Raw genomic sequence first — 21230 nt, 5'->3', positions numbered from 1 at the left:
ATTTATATATAAATAAAAAAATGAATAATCAGGTTCTTAACACATTAACGTTACTTTTACTACTAACTACATCGGTTTTTAGTTTTTCACAGGACTTAAAACCCTCTAATCTTTTTGGTGATAATATGGTTTTACAACAAGGTATACCAGTTCCTGTTTGGGGGTTATCTTTACCTAACGATAGTATTACAGTCATTTTTTCTAACCAATACAAATCTACATTAGCAGATAGCAACGGTAAATGGATGCTTAAGTTAGAACCCCTACAGGCTAATAAAACTGCTGCCGAAATGATTATTAAATCAAAATCGTCTGAAATAAAAATAACAAATATTCTAGTTGGAGAGGTATGGATTTGTTCTGGACAGTCCAACATGCAAATGCATGTTGATAATGTTCCTGATGTTAAAGCCCTTACACCTTTATCTGAAAATATTCGTAGTTTTGATGTAAAACGAACCGTTTCTTTTAAAGAAGAAGACCAGATAACCGGAAAATGGAAAATAGGTAATTCTTCTAGTGCTGTAGCTTCTGCTTTTTCGTATTATTTAGAGCAATTAGGCGATATTCCTGTTGGAATTATTCATGCTTCTTGGGGAAGTTCATCTATTGAAGCTTGGATGCCTCGTGATATGGAAAACGACTTTATGTACTTTAAAGACATCATGTTCGATTTTGATAAAGATACAATTACCAAAAACATCATAAAAAAATCGTTAAACGCACCTAATGGGTGGTCTCAAAAAGAAGATATTTTTATGCGACAACAACCTAATATTCTGTACAACGCTATGATGCATCCATTAATACCCTTTGCTTCTAAAGGTCTAGTTTGGTACCAAGGTGAACAAAACACTCGATACATTTCTGGAGTCCCAACCGTAAGCGAAAGTAATCGGTTCCATAGAGTTATAGGCATGCAAGAATATAGCGATGTGTTACAACAATGGATTTTAAATTATCGTACAAAGTGGCAAAACCCAAGCATGCATTTTGCTATTGTTATGTTACCTGGATACGGAAAGGGTACGGTTAAAAAGCGGGATATAGATCCTGAAAACCCAACCGAAGAATCTTTTGCTTGGATGCGCGCCTCTCAATTGCAAGCACTTAATTTACAAAACACAAGTGTTGTTAATACAATTGATTTAGGTGATGTTAATAATATACACCCAAAAGATAAATTACCCATTGGCGAACGTTTGGCTTTATTAGCCGCAAAAAACACACTTAGTAAACCCATTGTTGCAGAAGGCCCCATGTTAAAATCTGTAGAAGTGATTGATAATCGTTTAATCGTTCACTTTAAAAATAGCAACGGACTAAAAACAATGGATGGCGAAAATCCAAAAGGTTTTTGGATTGCCGACAAAACAAAACACTGGAAATTAGCTGAAGCTAAAATTGAAGGAGAAACCGTTGTTTTAAGTCATACTGAAATTGAAACACCGCTTTATGTTAGATATGCTTTTGCTGGAAAACCAAGTGTTAACTTAGTAAATGAAGCTAACTTACCAGCCTATCCTTTCAAAACGAAGTAATTAAAAAAGAAAAAGAAGAGGTGAATTCAAATAAAATTTGAACTACACCTCTTTTCGTATCACTGGTTAATAGCTAAGCTTACTCGGATACAAAATTATCTGGAATGGTTAATGGTAAAAACCAATTTTCTGGATTCATTAACTTTTGTTGAACCGCCGCAGCTCCTCCAACATCTCCTGAATTTTCAATTTTATTAGCAACAGCATCGGCAAGTATACTTGGGTTATTAGCTCGTATTGCAAAACGCAGTAAATCTTCCCAACGGTTGCCTTCAAAAGCTAGTTCAAGCGCAGCTTCTTCTAAAATTAAAGCATCAACCGCTTCAATTCTTTCAATACCTTCCAACTCTTCAGGAACACTTACAGGCGCCATACCAGCGCGTCCTCGAATTCCTAAATTACCAGAAGTTGGTTCGTCGCTGTTATTAACCGTATAGTATTGATCCATATCGAAATTTAAAAACCCTTCGGCATTACCAAATATAGGCGCATCAACTGGCTCTACATCTGGGTTATTAAAAATACCATTTACAATAGCCAAGGCATGATCTGGATAACCGGCATAATTAATAGCCTCGGCATATCTTAAATAAATTTTAGCAGCTCTGTTCCATGTAAAATACTCTGGTTGGTACTTCGTTATCATGGCCGCATCACCTTCACCTGTATAAGACAAATCATCTAGAACACGTGTATCTCCTTGAAAAACGGGTTCGCCTTCGTAACCAACAAATTGTTCACTCCATTTTAATATGGCGAATTCTGATGGCTTTAATTGCGTAGTTAATATATCGTAACTTTCATTTTCTTGACGAAATTGCTCATTAAAGGCAACGTAATTAATTACGGCATTTCCTGCTATACTTTCACCAAAAATATTCTCCCAAGAGGTTGCAATTGTATATCCAGTTCCACTTTCGTTTACAATGGCTGCATACGAAGAAATATTATAAACGTTTCCTGAAACGTTTTCATCTAAAAACAATTTGTAGTGTGTAGCAGCTTCAACAAAACTTCCTTTCCATAAATACAAATCGCCTAATAAAATATTTTGATCTGGAATCATTTTAAAAATATTAAACCCTAAAGAGTTTTCATATTTTGTAACGTTTTCAACATCGGCAACCGTCATTAAATTTGCTATTAAAGTATCGATAGCTTCCGTCATTGAAAGTACAGGATAGGTTTTATCTAAATCGTGATTTGTTTTAATAGGTTCTGTAATGTATGGCAGTTTCCCATAATTAATTAAAATTTGCATTTGTGCCCATGTACGAATTCTTAATATAGAAGCATAATCGTCTAGCAATTGATTTTCGTAAGCTTCTGTATCTATTCCTTCTAAAGCAAAATTACAATTGTTAATTATTGAGAACAATGTCGTAGGATCTGCAATACTATTTTCTTCGGTTACTTCATGGTTATTAATTTGTCTTATTTCGTCGACAGTACTGCTATTTACGTTTACTAAATCGCCTCGAACCTCACCTAGAATAACGTATTGACCAGCAACATCCTGCATTTCGGCAAGCACACCAAATAATGCTGAACGCGCGTCGAGTTCGTTATCTCCTAAATAATCATCGGACAATACAACTTCCTCTGGCGACACTTCTAAAAAGTCTTCGCAAGAAGTAAACCATGTTAGGCCTACAAGTAAACCAAATGTTATTTTTATATATTTTCTCATTAGATATGTTTTTATATTTTGAATATTTTATAGTCCTACTCTAACTCCAATTAACACAGAACTGTATTGTGGCGTAAATCCAGCATCGATACCTTGTAAATAACTTAGTTGCGACGAGCTCACCTCTGGATCGTAACCTAAATAATCTGTTATAGTTAAAATATTGTTTGCTGTTATATAAAATGTGGTATTAAACACATCTGGAGTATAGGATAGTGTGATTGTTTTTAAACGAATATACGATCCGTCTTCAATCCATCGATCTGAAAATCTCGAATTCCCCATCGCATCACCATAAACAGCTCTTGGCACTGAAGTATTTTGGTTTTCTACTGTCCAACGATTTACCGTTGCTAAACTTTGATTAGCAAGTCCAGACATCGATTCGTTATTCCATCGCAATGCATTATAAATATCGTTACCTTGACTAAAAGTAAATACTGCAGACAGACTCAACTTTTTGTAGGTAAACGTATTGTAAAACATTCCTGTAAAATCTGGATTTGGATCCCCAATTACAACTCTATCGTCTTCATTTATTACATTATCTGATGCATTTGCATTAACAAAACGCACATCTCCTGCTTCAAAAGGCTGTAAAAACCCTTGATAATCGGTCCAACTTAAACCATCGGCAGAAGCTTCGGTTGCATTGTTATAAATGCCATTGGTTTTGTAACCATAAAATAGACCTAAAGCACTTCCTTCTTGATTAAGTATAGTAGCATTAACACCATCAATAGTATTTAACTGCTGCTGTCCTGGTAAGGAAATAATTTCGTTTTTGTATTTAGAAATATTCCCACCAATATCCCAAGAAAAAGAACTAGTATTAAATACTCTTGCATTTACACTAAATTCAAAACCTGTATTTTTTAACTCGCCATCGTTATTTAAAAAGCCATTGCTTCCGTAAATAGGGCTTATTTCGTTAAGGTTTAATAATCCTGAGGTTTTGTTATTAAAATAATCGAAACTAACGGCTAAACGCTCGTTAAACAAACCTAAATCTATACCTAAGTTAGCTTTAGCAGTTTCTTCCCAACGGATAGAACTATTTGCTATGTTCCCGTTTACTAAACCACCACCTTCTAAAAACCTATTTGGCACAAAGTAAGACTCGGCATTATAGTTACCGACACCGTCGTTACCAGTTAAACCATAACTTGCACGAAGTTTTAATTGATCGATTAATTTAGAATCTGCCATAAACTTTTCAGAAGACACTAACCATCCTGCTCCCAAAGCAGGAAAAATACCAACCGATTTATCGTCGCCAAATCGAGACGAAGCATCGCCAGCGATATTATAGCTCACGAAATACTTATTTAAAAATGCATAATCGGCGTTAGCATAAACCGATGCATATTTCCAGTTTCCTATACTACCAGAAGTTACAAAAGTTAATGGATCTCCACCATCTAACGATGTGAATTGGTCGTCGCCAGAGTTACCACTTATTGAATATGAGTTATCGTAATTATTTTGGTTATATCTAAACCCTAAGTTTAAAGAGAAATCGTGTTTATTTCTATAGTTGAATTTATAATTTAACCTGGTGTCATTATATACCGCAAATAAACTTTCGGCACTTACTTTTGATGTACGCACAAGTTCGTCGCCATACTCGTTAAACTCGGTAGATAAACCTAAGTCTGGTAAAAACACATTTTGTCTGTTTTTAATATAATAAACTCCAACTAACGAACTAATGGCTAGTTTATCGGACAGTTTATAAGTAAGTTTTAAATGACCATAAAGGTTATAATCTTTAGCAACAAAGGTTGTATTATCTGTAATTGCTAGCGGGTTACTAAATGCTCCTATGTCATCTATATCTTCGTAAATCCCTGTTACAACACCATCGGCGTTAGGCACAAAAGGCGATAAAAATGGTGATTTTTGTAATGCTGAAAAAATAGGCGATGTACTTAATAAACCATCATCGAACACATTTCTATTAGTGTAACTTACACTTAAGTTAGTATTTAAAAATAATTTTTCGGTAACACTCGTTTCTGCGTTAAAACGTGTGGTAAATCGATTAAAATTAGAGTTTTTAACAACCCCTCTATTGGTTGAGTAACCCACCGAAATACCGTATTTTGAAATTTCGTCGCCACCAGTTACTTTTAAATAATAATCGTTAACATAATCGTTGCTAAATATTTCGTCTTGCCAATTGGTTTCGTTATGATATTTTTGATAATCGGAAAAAGCCGGATTTTCATTAAAGAATGGCATTCTACTAATTTCTTCATTTGTATAAAGTCCAGAATTATTTAATTGATTAGACAAAAATGTTTTGTATTGCCCGCTATCCATCATTGGTATATTTTGAGGCGCAACATTTAAACCACCTTGCACATAAAAATCAATTTTAGTTGAAATACTTTCAGCTTTATTCGTTTCAATTAAAATAACGCCATTGGCTGCTCTTGATCCATAAATAGATGCGGCATCTTTAATAACTGTTATACTTGCAATGTCCTTTGGGTTAATATCTGAAAGCGGATCGTAACTATAACCACCTATTAAATTATTATTGGTAAAGGTGTTTGTTTCAAGCATCATTCCATCAACAATAATTAATGGCTGTGTAGAACCATTTATTGTATTATAACCACGTAAAAACATGTTGGCACCAATACCAGGAACACCGGAGCGCATAATAGTTCGTAAACCACTAGCTTCACCATTTAGCATATTAGCCACCGTTTGTCTAGGTGTAGCAATATTTCCCTTTTTTACAGAAATAGCATTAACCACAGAACTGTTAGATTGCTTGTTTAAAAGCATATCTACATCTTGGTTATAATATGAATTAAAATCGTTACCATAAATTAAAACCTCAACAGTAGTTCTATCTTTTAATGGTACTTCTTTAGTTTGATAATCGGGATTACTTACAATAAGTGTTGCTCTAGTATCGGGCACTTTAATGGTAAACTCACCTGACTCATTAGTTAATACTGAAGCAAATTTACCAATGCGTACATTAATACCTTGTAAAGGCTTTTTGCTACTAGCACTTAATACCGTTCCTGATACGGTTAAACGTGTGTTTTCCTGCGCTTGTAGCATCGAAGTTATTCCGAAAAACAGAATAAAGAGCAAGAAATATTTATTAATTTTTATCATAATTAGATAATTCAAATTTAATTTTTGGATGTAATTGTTATTCAGTTGGCACCAATTCTACATAGTCAAGACCAAAACTACGATCGTACAATAAAAGCTCTGGTTCGCTTACATCTACAATTACTCGTAGGTTTACATGAAAGTAGTTATCAATATCTTCGTTAACAAAAAATGTAAAATCGTACTCATCTCCAATACTAATTACACCGTCTTCTAAATTGCTTACTACTACAGGCCCTATTTCTTCAACAACAGGTAAAAAATTAGAACCAATATATCTTAATTCAAATTTTAACTTAGTGCTTTGAGCAGCACCTACTGGTGTAAATTTGGCGTTAATTTTATAACTTGCAGATAACACATTGGTAAATGCAACTTCAAAATAATTGTTACCATCATTTCCATCTGGGTTTCTTAACAATGTTATAGTATTAGTAAACTCTTCAGACGCAAAGGCATCGTAATTTTTTTGAATTGAAAAGTCTGTTAATGACCCAATGGTTCGTCTTTCGGTATTTTCAACTTCGTAACGAATAGGTTTGTAAATAACATCTTTAGGATCGAAATTTAATTGATTAACGATAAGCACATTACCGTTACTTAACTCGATTTCTTCATCGACATCTGAAGCGTTTAATAAAAGTTCGCCACCTGTTGTAGAGGTTATTTTACTACCGTTTAATTCGCTTACATCAACCAAATCATAAGTTAGATTCTTAAAAATAGCCTTATCGGTATTATTTTTTATGGTGTCTTCAATTGGGTAATAGTAATAATCATCAAAAATATCGAATACGTCGGCATAAACATCTTCGGTTAAACCAATAAAAGTATATCGTGATTCTTCTAAGCTTAAATCTCCAATTGTTTTAAAATAACTATTGGTTGTACTAAAAATGGAATCGTACACGGTTTGTCCTAGTGTGTTTGTACCTATTTCAACACTATTATCTTCATCGAAAGCCGTTTCATTAAATTGTTCTAAAAACGTCATTAACGTTGGAAACTGGTCGCTATTTTCGTTTAAATACCCCCAAATATTTGGGTTAACTTCTAAAACACTATCAATAGCATGTACAATACCATTTGAAGCCAAAATATCGCTTTCAACAACATTTACACCACCAAAAGTTGAGCCTCCAGTTGTGTTTAAAAATTCAACATATTTATTGTTAAACATTTTCACTAAAACTTCATCTTCGCTTGAAGCATTATAGCTAAATAGGCTTATATGATTTCCTATGAGTTCCTTTAACAAATCTGGATCGTTTAAAATATTGCTTGGAACCTGATTAAACGCATCGTTAGTTGGTGCCCAAACAGTATAGGCCTGAGCTGTTTCAAGCTGCTCATTATACCCTGTTTGATACACATAATTAAGAAACGTTGAAAAATCTGAGTCTTGAGAAAGTACCGTTAAGATATTATTTTCAAGTAGAGGATCGAGTGCTTCATAGTGATCATCCCAGGCCTCATCTTTACAACCAAAAACGATTAGCAAGCTTAGTAAAGCTAATAAACGACTAAAGTTAATTATGGCATTAATTTTATTTTTCATTTTAAATTCTTTATAATTATAAAAATTAGTCTACTGGCACAAACTCTACATAATCAATTGGAATACCTCCAGACCTTATAGTTTCTAATCGAAGTACATGCGATTGTTGTACAGGGCATAATAAATCGCTAGTTACAATAAATCGACCCCAGTTAGAGTTATCGTAAGCCGAGACACCACTACCGTTAAATCGGTCTTTTAGTCCTCTTACATAACCTTTAGATCGCATTTCAAGTGAATCTACTTCGGCCCAATTAGAACCAAAAACATCCACAAGATTATCTCTCATATCCCATTGCGAACCAATAGGTTGTCCGTCCCAATAAATTTGAAAAACTGGACGACCATTATTCCCTTGGTTACCACAAACTCTTACCTCGTATTTACCCTTAGGAAGCACAGGCGTATCAAACTCTAACCAAGTTACCGAACCACAATTAAAAACAGTATTACCACCATCTTGCGGTGTACCGTAAGACGGGTTACTGCTTTGTCTTAAAATTCTAACTCTAGTAGCAGGAAATACTCTAGGGTTAGTAAATGGCCCTGCATTTTGGTCGTCGCCATACCAAGTACCGTAAGCAAGTTTACCAACACTTGGTGTTAAAGTAAAATCGAAAATTTGATATTTAGGCTCTGGCGTAAAAATGGTTAGTAACTTATCTACTGTATGATAAACACCATTTTTTGCTGGTAAATTACTAGATTCTGAAAGTAGTGAAATCCAAGTATCATCTACCCCTGTTTCAGTTTCGTTAATTTTAAGTTCTTTATCTGTTTTTAACGACTTAATTGCATTATTTACTAATACTGTAGATATGAATCCATCATCAGGAAAATCGGACGAGTAATAAAAATCTTGCGCTGCGTGATACGCAATGAAACGATTTAAATCGTTTGTAGCATCTGTATAATCAGAATTATCTGGTGATATAAAGTTAGCTAAATCTGCGAAAGAGTTAATACCGTTTTCTGCATAAATAGCATCAGACTCTGCCAAAATGGTAAAATTAATTCTAACTCCATCTTCGTTATAAATTTCAGAGAATTCGTCGTAATATCCTGTTTGTTTTAAGGCTTCAACAAAAATGGTATAGTTCCCAGAATCTTCCATAATTTTTGGCACAGGATCTATAAAAGGTGGTAAAACGGCATCGATAGCATGAATAATTCCGTTGTTCGCTTCAATATCATATTGATCTAAAGTTGCTTCGCGATTAATTTGAACATTAGCAATACCACCACCACCAACGTATGAGGTTGTAAGATAATCACCAGTATAGGTTAGTTCGGGAATACGCCCCTCTACAAAACTACTGGCAGCTCTTCTGGTTGGTAATGTATGGAATTTTACTATTATTTTTAAAAACTCTAAATGTTCGGGAGAACTTAACTCGCTAATGCTAGTAGCATTCCATCTTTCCTTGATGTAGTTTGAAATGGCTAAATTTGTTGGTGCAAAACAAGTATAGGTTCCATAACTTTTAAAAGCATTATAGAAATCTGTTTTTTCCAGAATTTCAACATACATAGAAAACTTATCGGGGTTAGCCTCTAAGGTTTCGGCAATTGTCATCTCATCGGTAGTAAAAAAGGTGGTACCGTCGAGACTATCGTTACAGCTGTTTAACATAAAAAGGAAGGCACACAAACATCCAATCCAGGTTATTAATTTATTTGTTTCCATCTTATTTAGTTTTAATTGTTATCGTAATAAGGATTTTGAACCAAGTTCTCATTTAAATTTAATTCATTTTGAAAAATTGGGAGGAAATATGCCTCTGAATTAGAATAATAACTTAAAAGTTGCTCATAATTATCAGGGCCTGCTTTTATATCGACAAGATTCAGAATTAAATATTGATCTTGAAAATTATTTCTTCTAGCAAATCGTAATAAATCATACCATCGTTTACTTTCATAAGCCAATTCTTTTTGTCTCTCAAGTAACACTGTATTTAAAAGTGTAGCTTCATCTAAAGACACATCTAGCGGTGCTCCAGTGGCTCGTTGATGCACAAGCTCAATTAAATTAGCAGCACGTTGTAAATCTTTATTTGTAGTAGATAATGTAAGTGCTTCGGCTTGCATTAAAAGAATTTCGGCATAGCGATAAAATATAAAGGTGTTAAAAAACTCTTGTTGCCCACGGTAATTACCTGTAACATCGACACCTGAAAATTTAAAAATAGCATTTGTTTCCCTATCGTAGGTTCCCAAATCTGCTCGAATATCGTCTGGGTAATCTTCATATAATTCTCTAATTGGATTATACGGTGCGTATAAAGGACTTTCAACATAAAATGCATTTTGATACGTACTGTTTAAATCGCTAAATTGAAGTTCGAAAATACCTTCAACTGAGTTTCCTTCAACAAAAATATCGTTTAACCAGTCCGATCCATCTACTAAGGCATATCTGCCAGAATCAATAATTTCTTGTGTTGCAGCTATACACTCATCGTATTGCTCGTTCCATAAATATACATCGGCTAAAATTGCCAGTGCAGCACCTTTAGTCATTCTGCCTTTATCGTAAGCGGCAGACTCTGAATATCCTAAATTTAAATCGTCTACTGCTATTTGTAAATCGGAAATTATTTGAGTAAGAACTTCAGCTTCTGTACTTTTGGGAGGATAAAAATCTACTTGACTCGTTGAAGTTCCTGTTAAAACTAGAGGTACTTCTTTAAAATTCTTAACAAGAATAAAGTAAACTAATGAGCGAATGGTCAAAACTTCTGCTTTAAATGTTGCTAGTTCTTGCTCTGTAAACGATAAGTCGTTAGCCTGTGCACCATCGGCAAACTCTAAAACTAGATTACAATAGTTTATTGTTTTATAAAAATTACTCCAGTTTACTAAGCTACTGGTTGGAATCATATAATTGCTTAACATATTGTTATCGTCGTTACCAGCTCTAAGCGATAATAACATTTCTGCTCTAAGCTCCCCCCACTTAAATACTCTATCTGTAAATCCAGACTCATTCATTGAGGCATAACATCCTGCTACAGCTGCAGAAACTTGTTCTTTATTTTGCCAAAACTCTTGTTGAATAAGGCTGTCTTGCGGTTCCAACTCTAAATAATCGCTACATGAAAATAATGTAACCAATACTATTGGAACAATAATTAATTTATTTAATATGTACTTTTTCATAATGCTAATAAGTTATTACCAATTAAAATGTAAGATTTAAACCTACAGTAACTTGTTGCGACCGTGGCGTTTGGTTTGTATCGTAACCCAAATTCTGCCAGTTACTACTGTTACCTGTTTCTGGATCGGCTCCCGAATACTTTGTAAATGTTAACAAGTTGGTTCCTGTAACATAAACCGATGCATTGGTAAAGTTAATTTTCTTAATAAATGGCTTTGGTAAATTATATCTTAAGGTTACATATTTTAATCTCATAAAAGAGGCATCTTCAAGAAAACGATCTGATCCTAATGTATTTACAGGACTATTTAATACCGCTCTTGGAATATCGGTTTGGTCGCCTTCAAATCTCCAACGTCTTAAAACAGCTGTACTTTGGTTATCGAAACTATCCATGCTTTCTGTTTGCATGCGAGCGATATTAATAATTTTCTGATTGTATCTGTAATTAAAAAACGCATTTACTTGGAAGTTTTTATATCGAATAGTTGGACCAAAACCACCATATAATAACGGGTTTGCATTACCAATATACACAACATCAAGTCGGTTAATATTACCATCTTTATTAATATCTTCGTACATTGCATCTCCAGCTCTAAACTCATAACCGTTATTAAAAACTAAGTTTTTAGGTTCTCCATCGATATCATAAATAATATCTCCGTTTGCATCTCTAGCTATTAAATCGTCTGAACTACTAAAAACACCTAAGTAGCGGTAACCATAAAACGAACCAATTGGGTTACCTTCTTGTATACGTTTTAAATAACCATCTGGTCCTGTAGCTAACGGGTTACCATCTTCTACATCCTGAGCATCTGTAATTCTCGTTATTAAGTTTCTGTTTCGTGCAACGTTAAAATTGAAGTCTAAACCAAAATCTTCATTATCTATTATTTTAGTTCTAACACTAAGTTCGAAACCTTCATTATTTACATCACCTAAATTTAAAAAAGGTACTGTAGAAAACCCTGAGGTTGTTGGTATAGATGTGTTTTTAGTTAACATATCTATAGTTTTTTTCTGGTAAAACTCTAAATCACCACTAAGTCTATTATTAAAAAAAGAGTAAGTTAACCCTATATTGCTTTGAACTACGGTTTCCCAACGTAAATCTGTTAATTCCATATTGTTAGGGTAAACAGGTCGTTCATCTAAATAGTTATAGTTATAAGTGGTATAGGTGTTATACTGACCATAGTTGAAACTAGGCGAATTACCATTAACACCGTAACTAGCACGAAGTCCTAGCTCATCAATAAAATCGTAATCAACTAAAAATGGCTCATTAGAAATTATCCATTTACCTGCAATACTAGGAAATACACCATAACGATAACTACTACCAAATTTTGAGTTACCTTCAGATCGAATACCTCCACTTAAAATATAACGATCAAGATATTGATAGTTAAACATAAAATTATAAGCTACGGTTCTATTTTGAGTGAATGTAGAAGTTAAATCGTTTCCACTTCCTTCAATTCTCGTTAAAGCAATTGGAGTTTGAATATAGTTACTTGGCGAGTTACTTGCTACTGCAGCATAACCTTGACTTGTTTTTTCGTAAGTTTGAATAGCTGCACTTGTAAATAAAGAATGGTTATCGCCTAATCCTGGATTCCAAATTAACCTATTATCTGTACGAACCACGTAAAACTCGGCATCTGCAAAGGTAGAACGATTAGCCCCAGAATTTGTCCAGGCAGCTCCAATAGCAGCTTCTGGTACAAAACGAGATGTTTTATCTACATTAATATCGAACGATATAATAGAACGAAAATCTAAAGCTTTTATAGGTTTATAATTGAATCTAAATATTGGCGTTATTCTGTTATTCTCGGTATTATTTCGAGATAAATTAGCCATTGCCACAGGGTTATAATAAACTACACCATTACCTTGAAAAGCATCTGTTGGTGTAAAATATTGGTCTGTATAATTACCGTTTTCATCTACTTGGTAAATAGATTGGTTTGGCATTTTTATTAAAGCCAAAGCACGTAGAGCTTGTTGACCTAAACTATTATCTTTTGCATATGAGCGGTCTAAATCACCATGACTATACGATAACTCCGATGAAATTGTTATTTTATCTGATATATTATAATCTAAAATGGCTCTTGCGGTAAACAGTTTAAATGCACTACCTAATGTTGTTCCTACTTGGTCTTTATAACTTGCAGACACACGGTAAGACGATTTTTCACCACCACCAGAAACACCAATAAAGTGTTCTTGAGTTGAGCCTCTTCTGGTAATTTCGTCTATCCAATCTATATTCTTGTTATATAAATTATAAAGCTCGTAATCTGGATTATACTCAATTTGCGGATATTCGGTTTGATTGTTTGTTGCAATTAACTCATCCTTAATTAAAGTAGAGTATTGATCTCCATTTAACATTGGAATACCATCCGGCTGCCAACCTACAGTACCTTTATAACTATATGAAAATCTTGCAGGACCTTTTGTACCACGTTTCGTTTTTATAAGTAAAACACCGTTAGCTGCACGCGAACCAAATTGTGCTGTAGCAGCCGCATCTTTTAAAACCGAAATTTCTTCAATATCGTCTGGAGACACACCAATCATGGCTGCATATTGTTCTTCGTCGGCCGAACTAAAATCGAATAAATCATCTATTTCCGTTTCAAAAGGCACACCATTTATAACAATTAATGGTTCTGACGATGCATTTAATGAAGACGTACCACGAATTCGAATAGACATTCCTGCGCCTGGTTCTCCAGAATTGGCAACAATATCTACACCACTTAAACGCCCTTGTAACTGATCGACAATTCCAGAGGACACTGTTTCGCTAATTTCTTTTACATCTATAGTTTCCATGGCCGTGGCTATACGTCGTTTATCCATTTCGAATTCGCCGGTAAACACTTTTTTTGTTCCTCGAAGTAAAACCGCATCTAGTTGAGAAATATCTTCCTCAAGCTGAACATTAATAGTTGTTTTAGCCCCTGGAACAACTTCTTTTGTAACAAAACCAACAAACGAAAAAGTTAAGGTGTTATTGGGATCTTTAATTGCTATGGAGTAATTCCCATTAAAATCTGCCACGACACCATTAATAACACGATTATCTTTATCTTTTTCTGCAATAGTAGCCCCGCCTAAAGGTAATCCATCTGCAACCCCAGTAATACTACCTGAAACGATAGTCCTTGATTGAGCAGTAATATTACACATTGACATTAATGTGCAAAGCACCACTAAGGCATACGTATATGACCTATATTTATACTTCATATTTAGTAAACTTTATGTTTTTAAATTATTTTATGTAATCGCTTATTTCGTGAATTACAACTCGTTTAGATAATAAGTTGGTGATTCCGTTGGTAGTTACTGTATCCCCTGTTTCTTCGTTTGTTATAGTAACAGAAGATGTTGTACTTTGTACAGAAAACACATCGTAAACTGGTGCGAAATCAACAATTTCACTGTAATACATAGACGAAAAACTACCTGCTGTATTCCCATCTGTTGGAACCGACTGCTGTAAAAAGTGCTTGCTTGCAAAATCTAAAAGTTCTTTTTGCGCAGTTGCTAAACCTAGCTCATCTAATCCTGCTAGGTAAGTTGGGTCTGGGTCTGGAATTACACCATCGGCAATTGCCTGTTGTACTGCTGCATTATTAGGAGCAAATAATGTAAACGTACGTGTAAGGTTTAAGAAATTTACTAATTTATCATCCGATCCAACAATAGTTATAAGCGCCTCGGCACTTTCTAATACTTGAAGAAACATTGAGAAATCAGTTGTGCTATTTAGAAGCGCGCCATAAGTAAAATGCATTGGTCTGTTTATTGCGCTCGTCATTTTATAAAAGTAACCATTCGATGTTTCTTGAATTCCATCTACATCAATTTGAGCAGATTCTCCTAAGAAAATATCTTCGCCACCTGCGGCAGAGTTACCATTAAAAGTATAAACATATTCACCACTTCTTGTTTGATAATATGTATTTGCGTTAAAATCTATTTCATCGTCGATAATTTGATTAAGAACAATATCGTTTAACGTAGTTTGCACATAAGCTATATCGGCAGAACTAGGACTTGAAGCTGCAGGATCTGGATAAATTCTATTATTTGCAGCAACAGGATCACCTGTTACTTCCATATAAATAACCGATAAATCTGTAGGATCGAACAAATCTGGATCAGTAAGCACGGTTATACGTCGGGTTGCACTATTAGGATCGGCAACGTCAATAAATTGATCGTTTTTAATTCCTAAAATTGAAAACCTTACGCCTTTACTTTGCAGCGCTGTATCGATACCTAAATCTTGAATAGATTTTAGCATTATTGAATATTCTGAGTCTAAAAGTAATGGTCCCATAATAGTACCAAAACTATCGTTAGTATACACGGTGTTTACACCTATAAATAAACCATTACTACAAAACTTTTTATCTACAACATGCGCTTCTTGAAAATCAACAAAACCTAAACCATAATCGTAGCTTTGTCCAAAACTACTGGGAACAATATTATAATAGTCTCTAAAGAAATTAGGTTTAATAAATTTACCTAACACATCCAAAGGCATATCGTCGTAAGAATCGTAAAATTGACCAAGAATACTGTTACCATTTAAATAATTAGTTAATGCCTCGTTAGTTGGCACTAATAGTCCCCAAGCTTGAGCCAATGTACCATCTATATTGGTTGCATAGTTCTCATCAAAAGGATTAAAAGGCAATAAATCATTTTCTATACCTGTAGAAAATCTATATTGATATACTGTTTCTATTTCTCCAGTTTCTTCGTTTTCTTGATCTCCTATTAATACTAAGGATGCAAATCGCTCTACTATTTTTTTAAACATAGAGTACTTATCATTATATTCTGGCGCATCTAAATTCTCATACAAGTTTTTTTGCGGTTCAATAACTTTATCTAAAGCATAGATAATTCCATTTTCTGCAACAATATTCGCCTGAGATACGTTGGCATCAAATACTTTCATGCCGCCTTCGTTAAAAGTTTCTCCAGGAAACATAAATTCGTAATCGCTATACTCAACACCCCAAGTTTCCATGTAGGAATCGAGGAAATAATTTACCGTTTTTAACCTACCGTTACTGTAATTAACGATATATTCTCCCGGATCTAAATCGTCCCAATTCATTAAATGCTGCAAGGTATCTGTATTAAAAACTCTATTTGGCCTTTGGTATTGAGTTCGTCGTCTAAAGCTTTGACCTAAATAAAAACGATTTCTAAAATATGTTAACGTAGTTGTATTCCAGCCGTCTATAATTATTGTATTATCAACAAAATCAATAATCCTTTCATCCGGAATTGCATCAAAAGAAGCAAAGCCATTTTCACTCATAAAATTTTCGAAGGCTTCATCGGTTGGTGCAAATACAGTCCAGGATCCCCCTCTACTTAAAGGTTCAACATATTCTGTTTTATCTAATGCCTGCAAATAATAATTAAACATCCCCATATCTTCGAGTTGAGAATAAATGGTACCAACTAGATTATCAGGTCGAGCGTATTCTGCGTCATCTGGTCTACAACTAAAGATAGTAAGCACCAATAAAAAGAGGAATAATATTTTTTTTTGCATGGCACTAATTCGCCTAAAAATAAGGCCTTGGTAATTAGTAATAATTTTCATTAGTTTAGTTTGTTATTTTAACTTAAATAATTGGTTAACTTTATTTAAAAAAACTTATTAAATGTTAACACAATTAACAAAAAAAGAGCCTTTACTACACATAAATTATAGTTCAATATTTATAACTTATTGCTCTTTTAGTCAATTTTAAAAGGGTTAACAGAAAAAAAAAACTAAGATTGGTTGTAAAACCGACACTTAACTAAAAAAAATATTAAAAATAATAATATCAAGTTAAGCTTTGGTTACTGCGTTTTCATCTATAAATTGGCTTGGTGTAAGATCGAAAAGTTCCTTGAAGGTTTTACTAAAATAAGCCGTAGAATTAAACCCAGACATATGTGTAACTTCCTTTATAGAATACAGGTCCTTTAGCAACAATTCTGATGCATATCGCAAACGTATAGTTCGAATAAAGTTACTTGGGTTACTCCCAGTAAGAGAATTAATTTTTCTATAAAATTGAGAACGACCTATCCCTATTTCCTTTAAAAGTTGTTCTTGTTTAAAATCTAAATCGCTAACATTATCTAAAATAACTTTAGTGACTTTATCTAGGAAAACTTCGTCTAAATTATTTGTAGTTACCTCGCTAGATGGAAATACCCCGCCAATTTCAGAATAACGTTTACGCAATCGGTTTTTTGTTTCTAACAAGTTTTTTACACGAGCCATAAGCACGCTAGTAACAAAGGGTTTAGATAAATAACCATCGGCACCGTGCTGATACCCATGAATTCTATCTTCTTCTAAGGTCTTTGCCGTTAAAAGTAGCACTGGAATATGAGACGTTTCAAATTCAGATTTTATTTTTTCACACAACTCAAACCCATTCATTTTTGGCATCATAACATCGCTTATTACAAGGTCTGGAAGTACTTTTTTAACCTTTTTTAGCCCTTCCACACCATTGGCGGCCTGTTTTACATGGTAAAACTGCCCTAAATCGTTACTTAAATGAGTTCGTAATTCTTTATTATCTTCCACAATAAGCACGACAGGCATTTTGGAATTATTGGAGTTGTTTTTTGTGATTTCTTCATCTTTTACAGCAACGTTAACCTCGTCAGTAATTAGCATATCATACTCTACTGTTTTAATTGAATTGATTAAGAATTCGTCTTTAACATTCTCAACGGTTTCTGATTTAGCGTCTAAATTTAATGGTAGCCTTACAATAAACTTTGCCCCACTCTTATACTTACTTTCTACTTGAATTTCACCGCCTTGCGCTTCAACTAAAGCTTTTGTAAAATTAAGTCCAATTCCGGTTCCTGTTTTTGTTGGGTCGGCATTATGAAAACGTGAGAATATATTTTTCAACTGCTCTTTATCAAGTCCAACACCCGTATCTTTCACAATAATTTCTACATAATCACTTAATTTTTTATTAGAGAAAAACAGCGATTTAGGCTTATTAGCATTACTTTTTACCTGATTAATTGATACAGTTATGCGCCCTCCGCTAGTTGTAAATTTTAAAGCATTAGATATTAAATTCGTTACAATTTTTTCAACTTTATCAAAATCGAAAATAGCTATTATTTTATCGGAAGAGCTTTTAAACTTATACTCTATTTCTTTTTTAAAGGCCAAACCTTTAAATAAAGAAAAAATATCTTGGACAAACACGAGCATATCTCCTTTTTCGAGTTGAACTGGCGACATACCAGCATCCATTTTTCTATAATCGAGTAATTGGTTTACTAAATGCAGTAATCTACGAGCACTACGCTGTATAGATAAGGCTGAATTTTTAATAACTTCTGGATCATTATTAAAATTAGACAATATTTTATCAACCGGGTTTAATATAAGAGTTAGAGGTGTTCTAAATTCATGAGATACATTAACAAAAAACTGAAGCTTCATTTGGTCTAACTCTCGAAGCTGTCCTTCTTGCACTTTTAATGTGTAATAATGCATAATGAGCCAAAATATTAAAGCTCCTAGAATAAAATAAATAGCATAGGCCCACCAGGTGCGCCAAATAGGCGGTAATATTTTTATATTTACTGAAGCCGTTTGGGCGCTTTCCCAATCGTTATTAATAGAAGCTTTTACTTCAAAAGTATAATCTCCATTTTCTAAATTAGATAAGTTCACTAAACGATTAGTTCCTATATTAATAAATTCATCATCTAAACCTTTCATGCGATAAGCATATCTAACCCTTTCTGGGTTTTCTAAATGCAACGCCAAGAACTCAAATGAAATATAGTTTTCATCATACTTTAAGGCAACATCGTTAACTTCAGAAATTCCTTTATTTAATAAAATTCGCCCATTAATAGAATCGCCTGCTATAACCGTTTTATTATTTAATTTAAAGTTTGTTAATTGTGGCTTTAAGCTTACCGAAGCAGGATATAAAATTTCATTAGGATGAAATATATTAAATCCATTAATCCCGCCTACAATTATACGACCATCATGAGTTTTAGTAATAGCTTTACTTTGAAACTCTGGCCCCTGCAAACCATCGTGAGTGTTAAAATTTTTAAACTCATTTGTTTCTGGATTTAGTAAAGACAGTCCGCCTTTAGTTGCTATCCAAATATTTTTATTATTGTCTTCTTGAATTCCTACAACTAAATTATTAGGTAAACCATTTATTGAAGAATAGGATTTAATTAAATTTAATTGTTCATCTAACTTATGCACGCCACTATCTGCGCCAATCCAAATATTACCAACATGATCTTCAGTAATATAGGTTATACCAACACCTTCAATTCCTTTTTTATCAACTTGATTAAAAACGATATCATCAGGAATAAAATCTAAAGTTTCAAGATTTACTACATTTAACCCTAAAGAGGTACCTACAAACAATCTATTTTTGGAGTCTACAAACGTACAAATCACATTATTACTAAGCAGGTTATTGTTGTTACCAAACTCGTTTTTATAATTTTTAAACAACCCTGTTTTTGGGTTATACAAACTAATTCCTTCGTCTCTTAAACCTAGCCAAATTCTATTCCTGTAGTCTTCTACCCCTGTCCAAACAGAACTTTGCCCAATAGAATTAGGGTTATTATCATCATGTATAAAAACCTCAAAATCACCTGTTTCTGGGTTAAACTTATTTAATCCTTTATCTAATGTACACAACCAAATTAACCCATCCTTACTCTCGAAGGTGTACATAATTTTGTTGGAGCTTAATTTATTTTCTTGACTAGAATAATGAGCGAAAGTTTGCGAATTTTCATTAAACAAATCTAAGCCTCCATTATATGCGCTAATCCAGATTCGACCTTTAGAGTCTTGCAAAACAGATTGCACCGTTTTTTCACTTAAACCTTGCTTGTTATTTGGTGTATAGTAATAGTAACCAAAAGAACTAGATAAATCGAGCATACTTACACCAACATCGTAACTACCAATCCAGAACATACCATTATTATCTTCAATAATTTTAGTTGGTTTATTATTTGGTAATGAAAACGGATCTGCATAATTATTTAAAATGTTTTGCTTAAATTTTACTTCACCATTTTTTTTCTCGAACAGGAATAAACCATAAACATCGGTAGAAATCCAAAACATACCCTTTTTATCCTGATATATATCGTAAATAGGAATACTTTTATCACTTAAAGAAACATATTTAAAAGTGTTTTCTTTTCGGTTCCATAAAATTAATCGAGAAATATCGTTACCTATCCAGAAGTCTCCGTCGGAATCAATAAACACCTTTTTTCGAATGTGATTAAGTTCATAAGGTACCTCACTATTAATGTAAACTCTATCAAAATTATTGTTCTTTTTATTATATTTATTTAAATGATTACCATTAGTACTTACCCAGATTTCACCTTCGCTATCTTGTAAGATGACGTTGACATTATTATTATCTATAGAATTACTATCCAACTGGTTATGTATATAATAAGAAAATTTAGAGTCTTCGCTATTTATTATATAATCACTCAACTCCATTTTTATTACCCCAATATCAGTCGCTATCCATAGGGTATTATTAATGCCATCATAAAGTAAATCGTTAATTATCTTTTTTTTACTACTTGCTAAGGAAAGGTTATCGTATAAACCTATTCTAGTAAATTTATTGGTTTGCTTATTAAACAAGTTTAATCCATTGTTGGTACCTACCCATAAATTACCTTGGTTATCTTCTTCAATAGTATTTATTCTGTTATTGCTTATAGAGGTGTTATCGTCTACAATATTTCTAAATACCTCGAATTCGTAACCGTTATATTTATTAAGTCCGTCAATAGTTCCAAACCACATAAAGCCATCTAAATCTTGATAAATTTCGACACAGGTACTACTAGACAAACCATCGTAGGTGTCTAAATTTTCAAATCTTAGGTTATTAAATTGGGCAACACTTAAATTAGCCCATAATAAAAATATTATGAATATATTAATACGCATTTATTGAAGTAGTTTAGTTTAGTAGTATTCTTATCAAACAAAATAAATTGCCTTAACAAGATTTA

At 33.4% G+C, this 21230-nt stretch carries 9 protein-coding genes; 1 reads left to right on the top strand and 8 read right to left on the bottom strand.

The features are described from left to right. Window positions 1-20: 20 nt before the first annotated feature. Window positions 21-1541, top strand: a complete 1521-nt coding sequence (locus PW52_RS02070) for a sialate O-acetylesterase (RefSeq protein ID WP_117584346.1) — start codon at window positions 21-23, stop codon at window positions 1539-1541. 79 nt (window positions 1542-1620) lie between these two features. On the opposite strand, the gene PW52_RS02065 is transcribed toward PW52_RS02070, so the two are convergent. The 8 genes from PW52_RS02065 to PW52_RS02030 form a co-directional block, all read right to left on the bottom strand. After that, window positions 1621-3231 (bottom strand): RagB/SusD family nutrient uptake outer membrane protein, encoded by a 1611-nt coding sequence (locus tag PW52_RS02065; RefSeq protein ID WP_044631234.1) that lies wholly within the window; start codon window positions 3229-3231, stop codon window positions 1621-1623. A gap of 27 nt (window positions 3232-3258) precedes the next feature. Further along, the gene (locus PW52_RS02060) at window positions 3259-6315 is read right to left on the bottom strand and encodes a SusC/RagA family TonB-linked outer membrane protein (protein WP_052823329.1); all 3057 of its coding nucleotides are present in this window, start codon (window positions 6313-6315) and stop codon (window positions 3259-3261) included. A gap of 94 nt (window positions 6316-6409) precedes the next feature. Further along, window positions 6410-7930: a fasciclin domain-containing protein gene (locus PW52_RS02055; RefSeq protein ID WP_044631232.1), complete on the bottom strand. Its 1521-nt coding sequence runs from the start codon at window positions 7928-7930 to the stop codon at window positions 6410-6412. Window positions 7931-7955: 25 nt separating this feature from the next. Beyond that, window positions 7956-9617, bottom strand: coding sequence for a fasciclin domain-containing protein (locus PW52_RS02050; protein WP_082050804.1), 1662 nt, complete (start codon window positions 9615-9617; stop codon window positions 7956-7958). An 11-nt stretch (window positions 9618-9628) separates the two neighbouring features. Beyond that, window positions 9629-11092 carry a RagB/SusD family nutrient uptake outer membrane protein gene (locus PW52_RS02045; protein ID WP_044631230.1) on the bottom strand — a complete coding sequence of 488 codons (1464 nt, stop codon included), beginning with the start codon at window positions 11090-11092 and terminating at the stop codon, window positions 9629-9631. 22 nt (window positions 11093-11114) lie between these two features. After that, complete coding sequence (locus PW52_RS02040; protein ID WP_044631229.1) at window positions 11115-14366, bottom strand: SusC/RagA family TonB-linked outer membrane protein; 3252 nt, start codon at window positions 14364-14366, stop codon at window positions 11115-11117. 25 nt (window positions 14367-14391) lie between these two features. After that, on the bottom strand, window positions 14392-16755 hold the full coding sequence (locus tag PW52_RS02035; protein ID WP_044631228.1) for a fasciclin domain-containing protein: 2364 nt from the start codon (window positions 16753-16755) through the stop codon (window positions 14392-14394). 234 nt (window positions 16756-16989) lie between these two features. Then, entirely contained in the window at window positions 16990-21165 is a 4176-nt protein-coding gene (locus PW52_RS02030) for a hybrid sensor histidine kinase/response regulator transcription factor (RefSeq protein ID WP_044631227.1), read from the bottom strand. Between the last annotated feature and the right edge of the window lie 65 nt (window positions 21166-21230).

It is taken from the genome of Neotamlana sedimentorum, from assembly GCF_000943565.1.
GTDB lineage: Bacteria > Bacteroidota > Bacteroidia > Flavobacteriales > Flavobacteriaceae > Neotamlana > Neotamlana sedimentorum.
The sequence above is the reverse complement of the archived record's forward strand: the minus strand, read 5'-3'. Positions and strand labels throughout refer to the sequence as shown.

Excerpts from the sequence above, each read along its gene's own strand:
- PW52_RS02070 (WP_117584346.1), top strand. The coding sequence starts at position 21 with ATGAATAATCAGGTTCTTAACACATTAACGTTACTTTTACTACTAACT.
- PW52_RS02065 (WP_044631234.1), bottom strand. The coding sequence starts at position 3,231 with ATGAGAAAATATATAAAAATAACATTTGGTTTACTTGTAGGCCTAACA.
- PW52_RS02060 (WP_052823329.1), bottom strand. The coding sequence starts at position 6,315 with ATGCTACAAGCGCAGGAAAACACACGTTTAACCGTATCAGGAACGGTA.
- PW52_RS02055 (WP_044631232.1), bottom strand. The coding sequence starts at position 7,930 with ATGAAAAATAAAATTAATGCCATAATTAACTTTAGTCGTTTATTAGCT.
- PW52_RS02050 (WP_082050804.1), bottom strand. The coding sequence starts at position 9,617 with ATGGAAACAAATAAATTAATAACCTGGATTGGATGTTTGTGTGCCTTC.
- PW52_RS02045 (WP_044631230.1), bottom strand. The coding sequence starts at position 11,092 with ATGAAAAAGTACATATTAAATAAATTAATTATTGTTCCAATAGTATTG.
- PW52_RS02040 (WP_044631229.1), bottom strand. The coding sequence starts at position 14,366 with ATGAAGTATAAATATAGGTCATATACGTATGCCTTAGTGGTGCTTTGC.
- PW52_RS02035 (WP_044631228.1), bottom strand. The coding sequence starts at position 16,755 with ATGAAAATTATTACTAATTACCAAGGCCTTATTTTTAGGCGAATTAGT.
- PW52_RS02030 (WP_044631227.1), bottom strand. The coding sequence starts at position 21,165 with ATGCGTATTAATATATTCATAATATTTTTATTATGGGCTAATTTAAGT.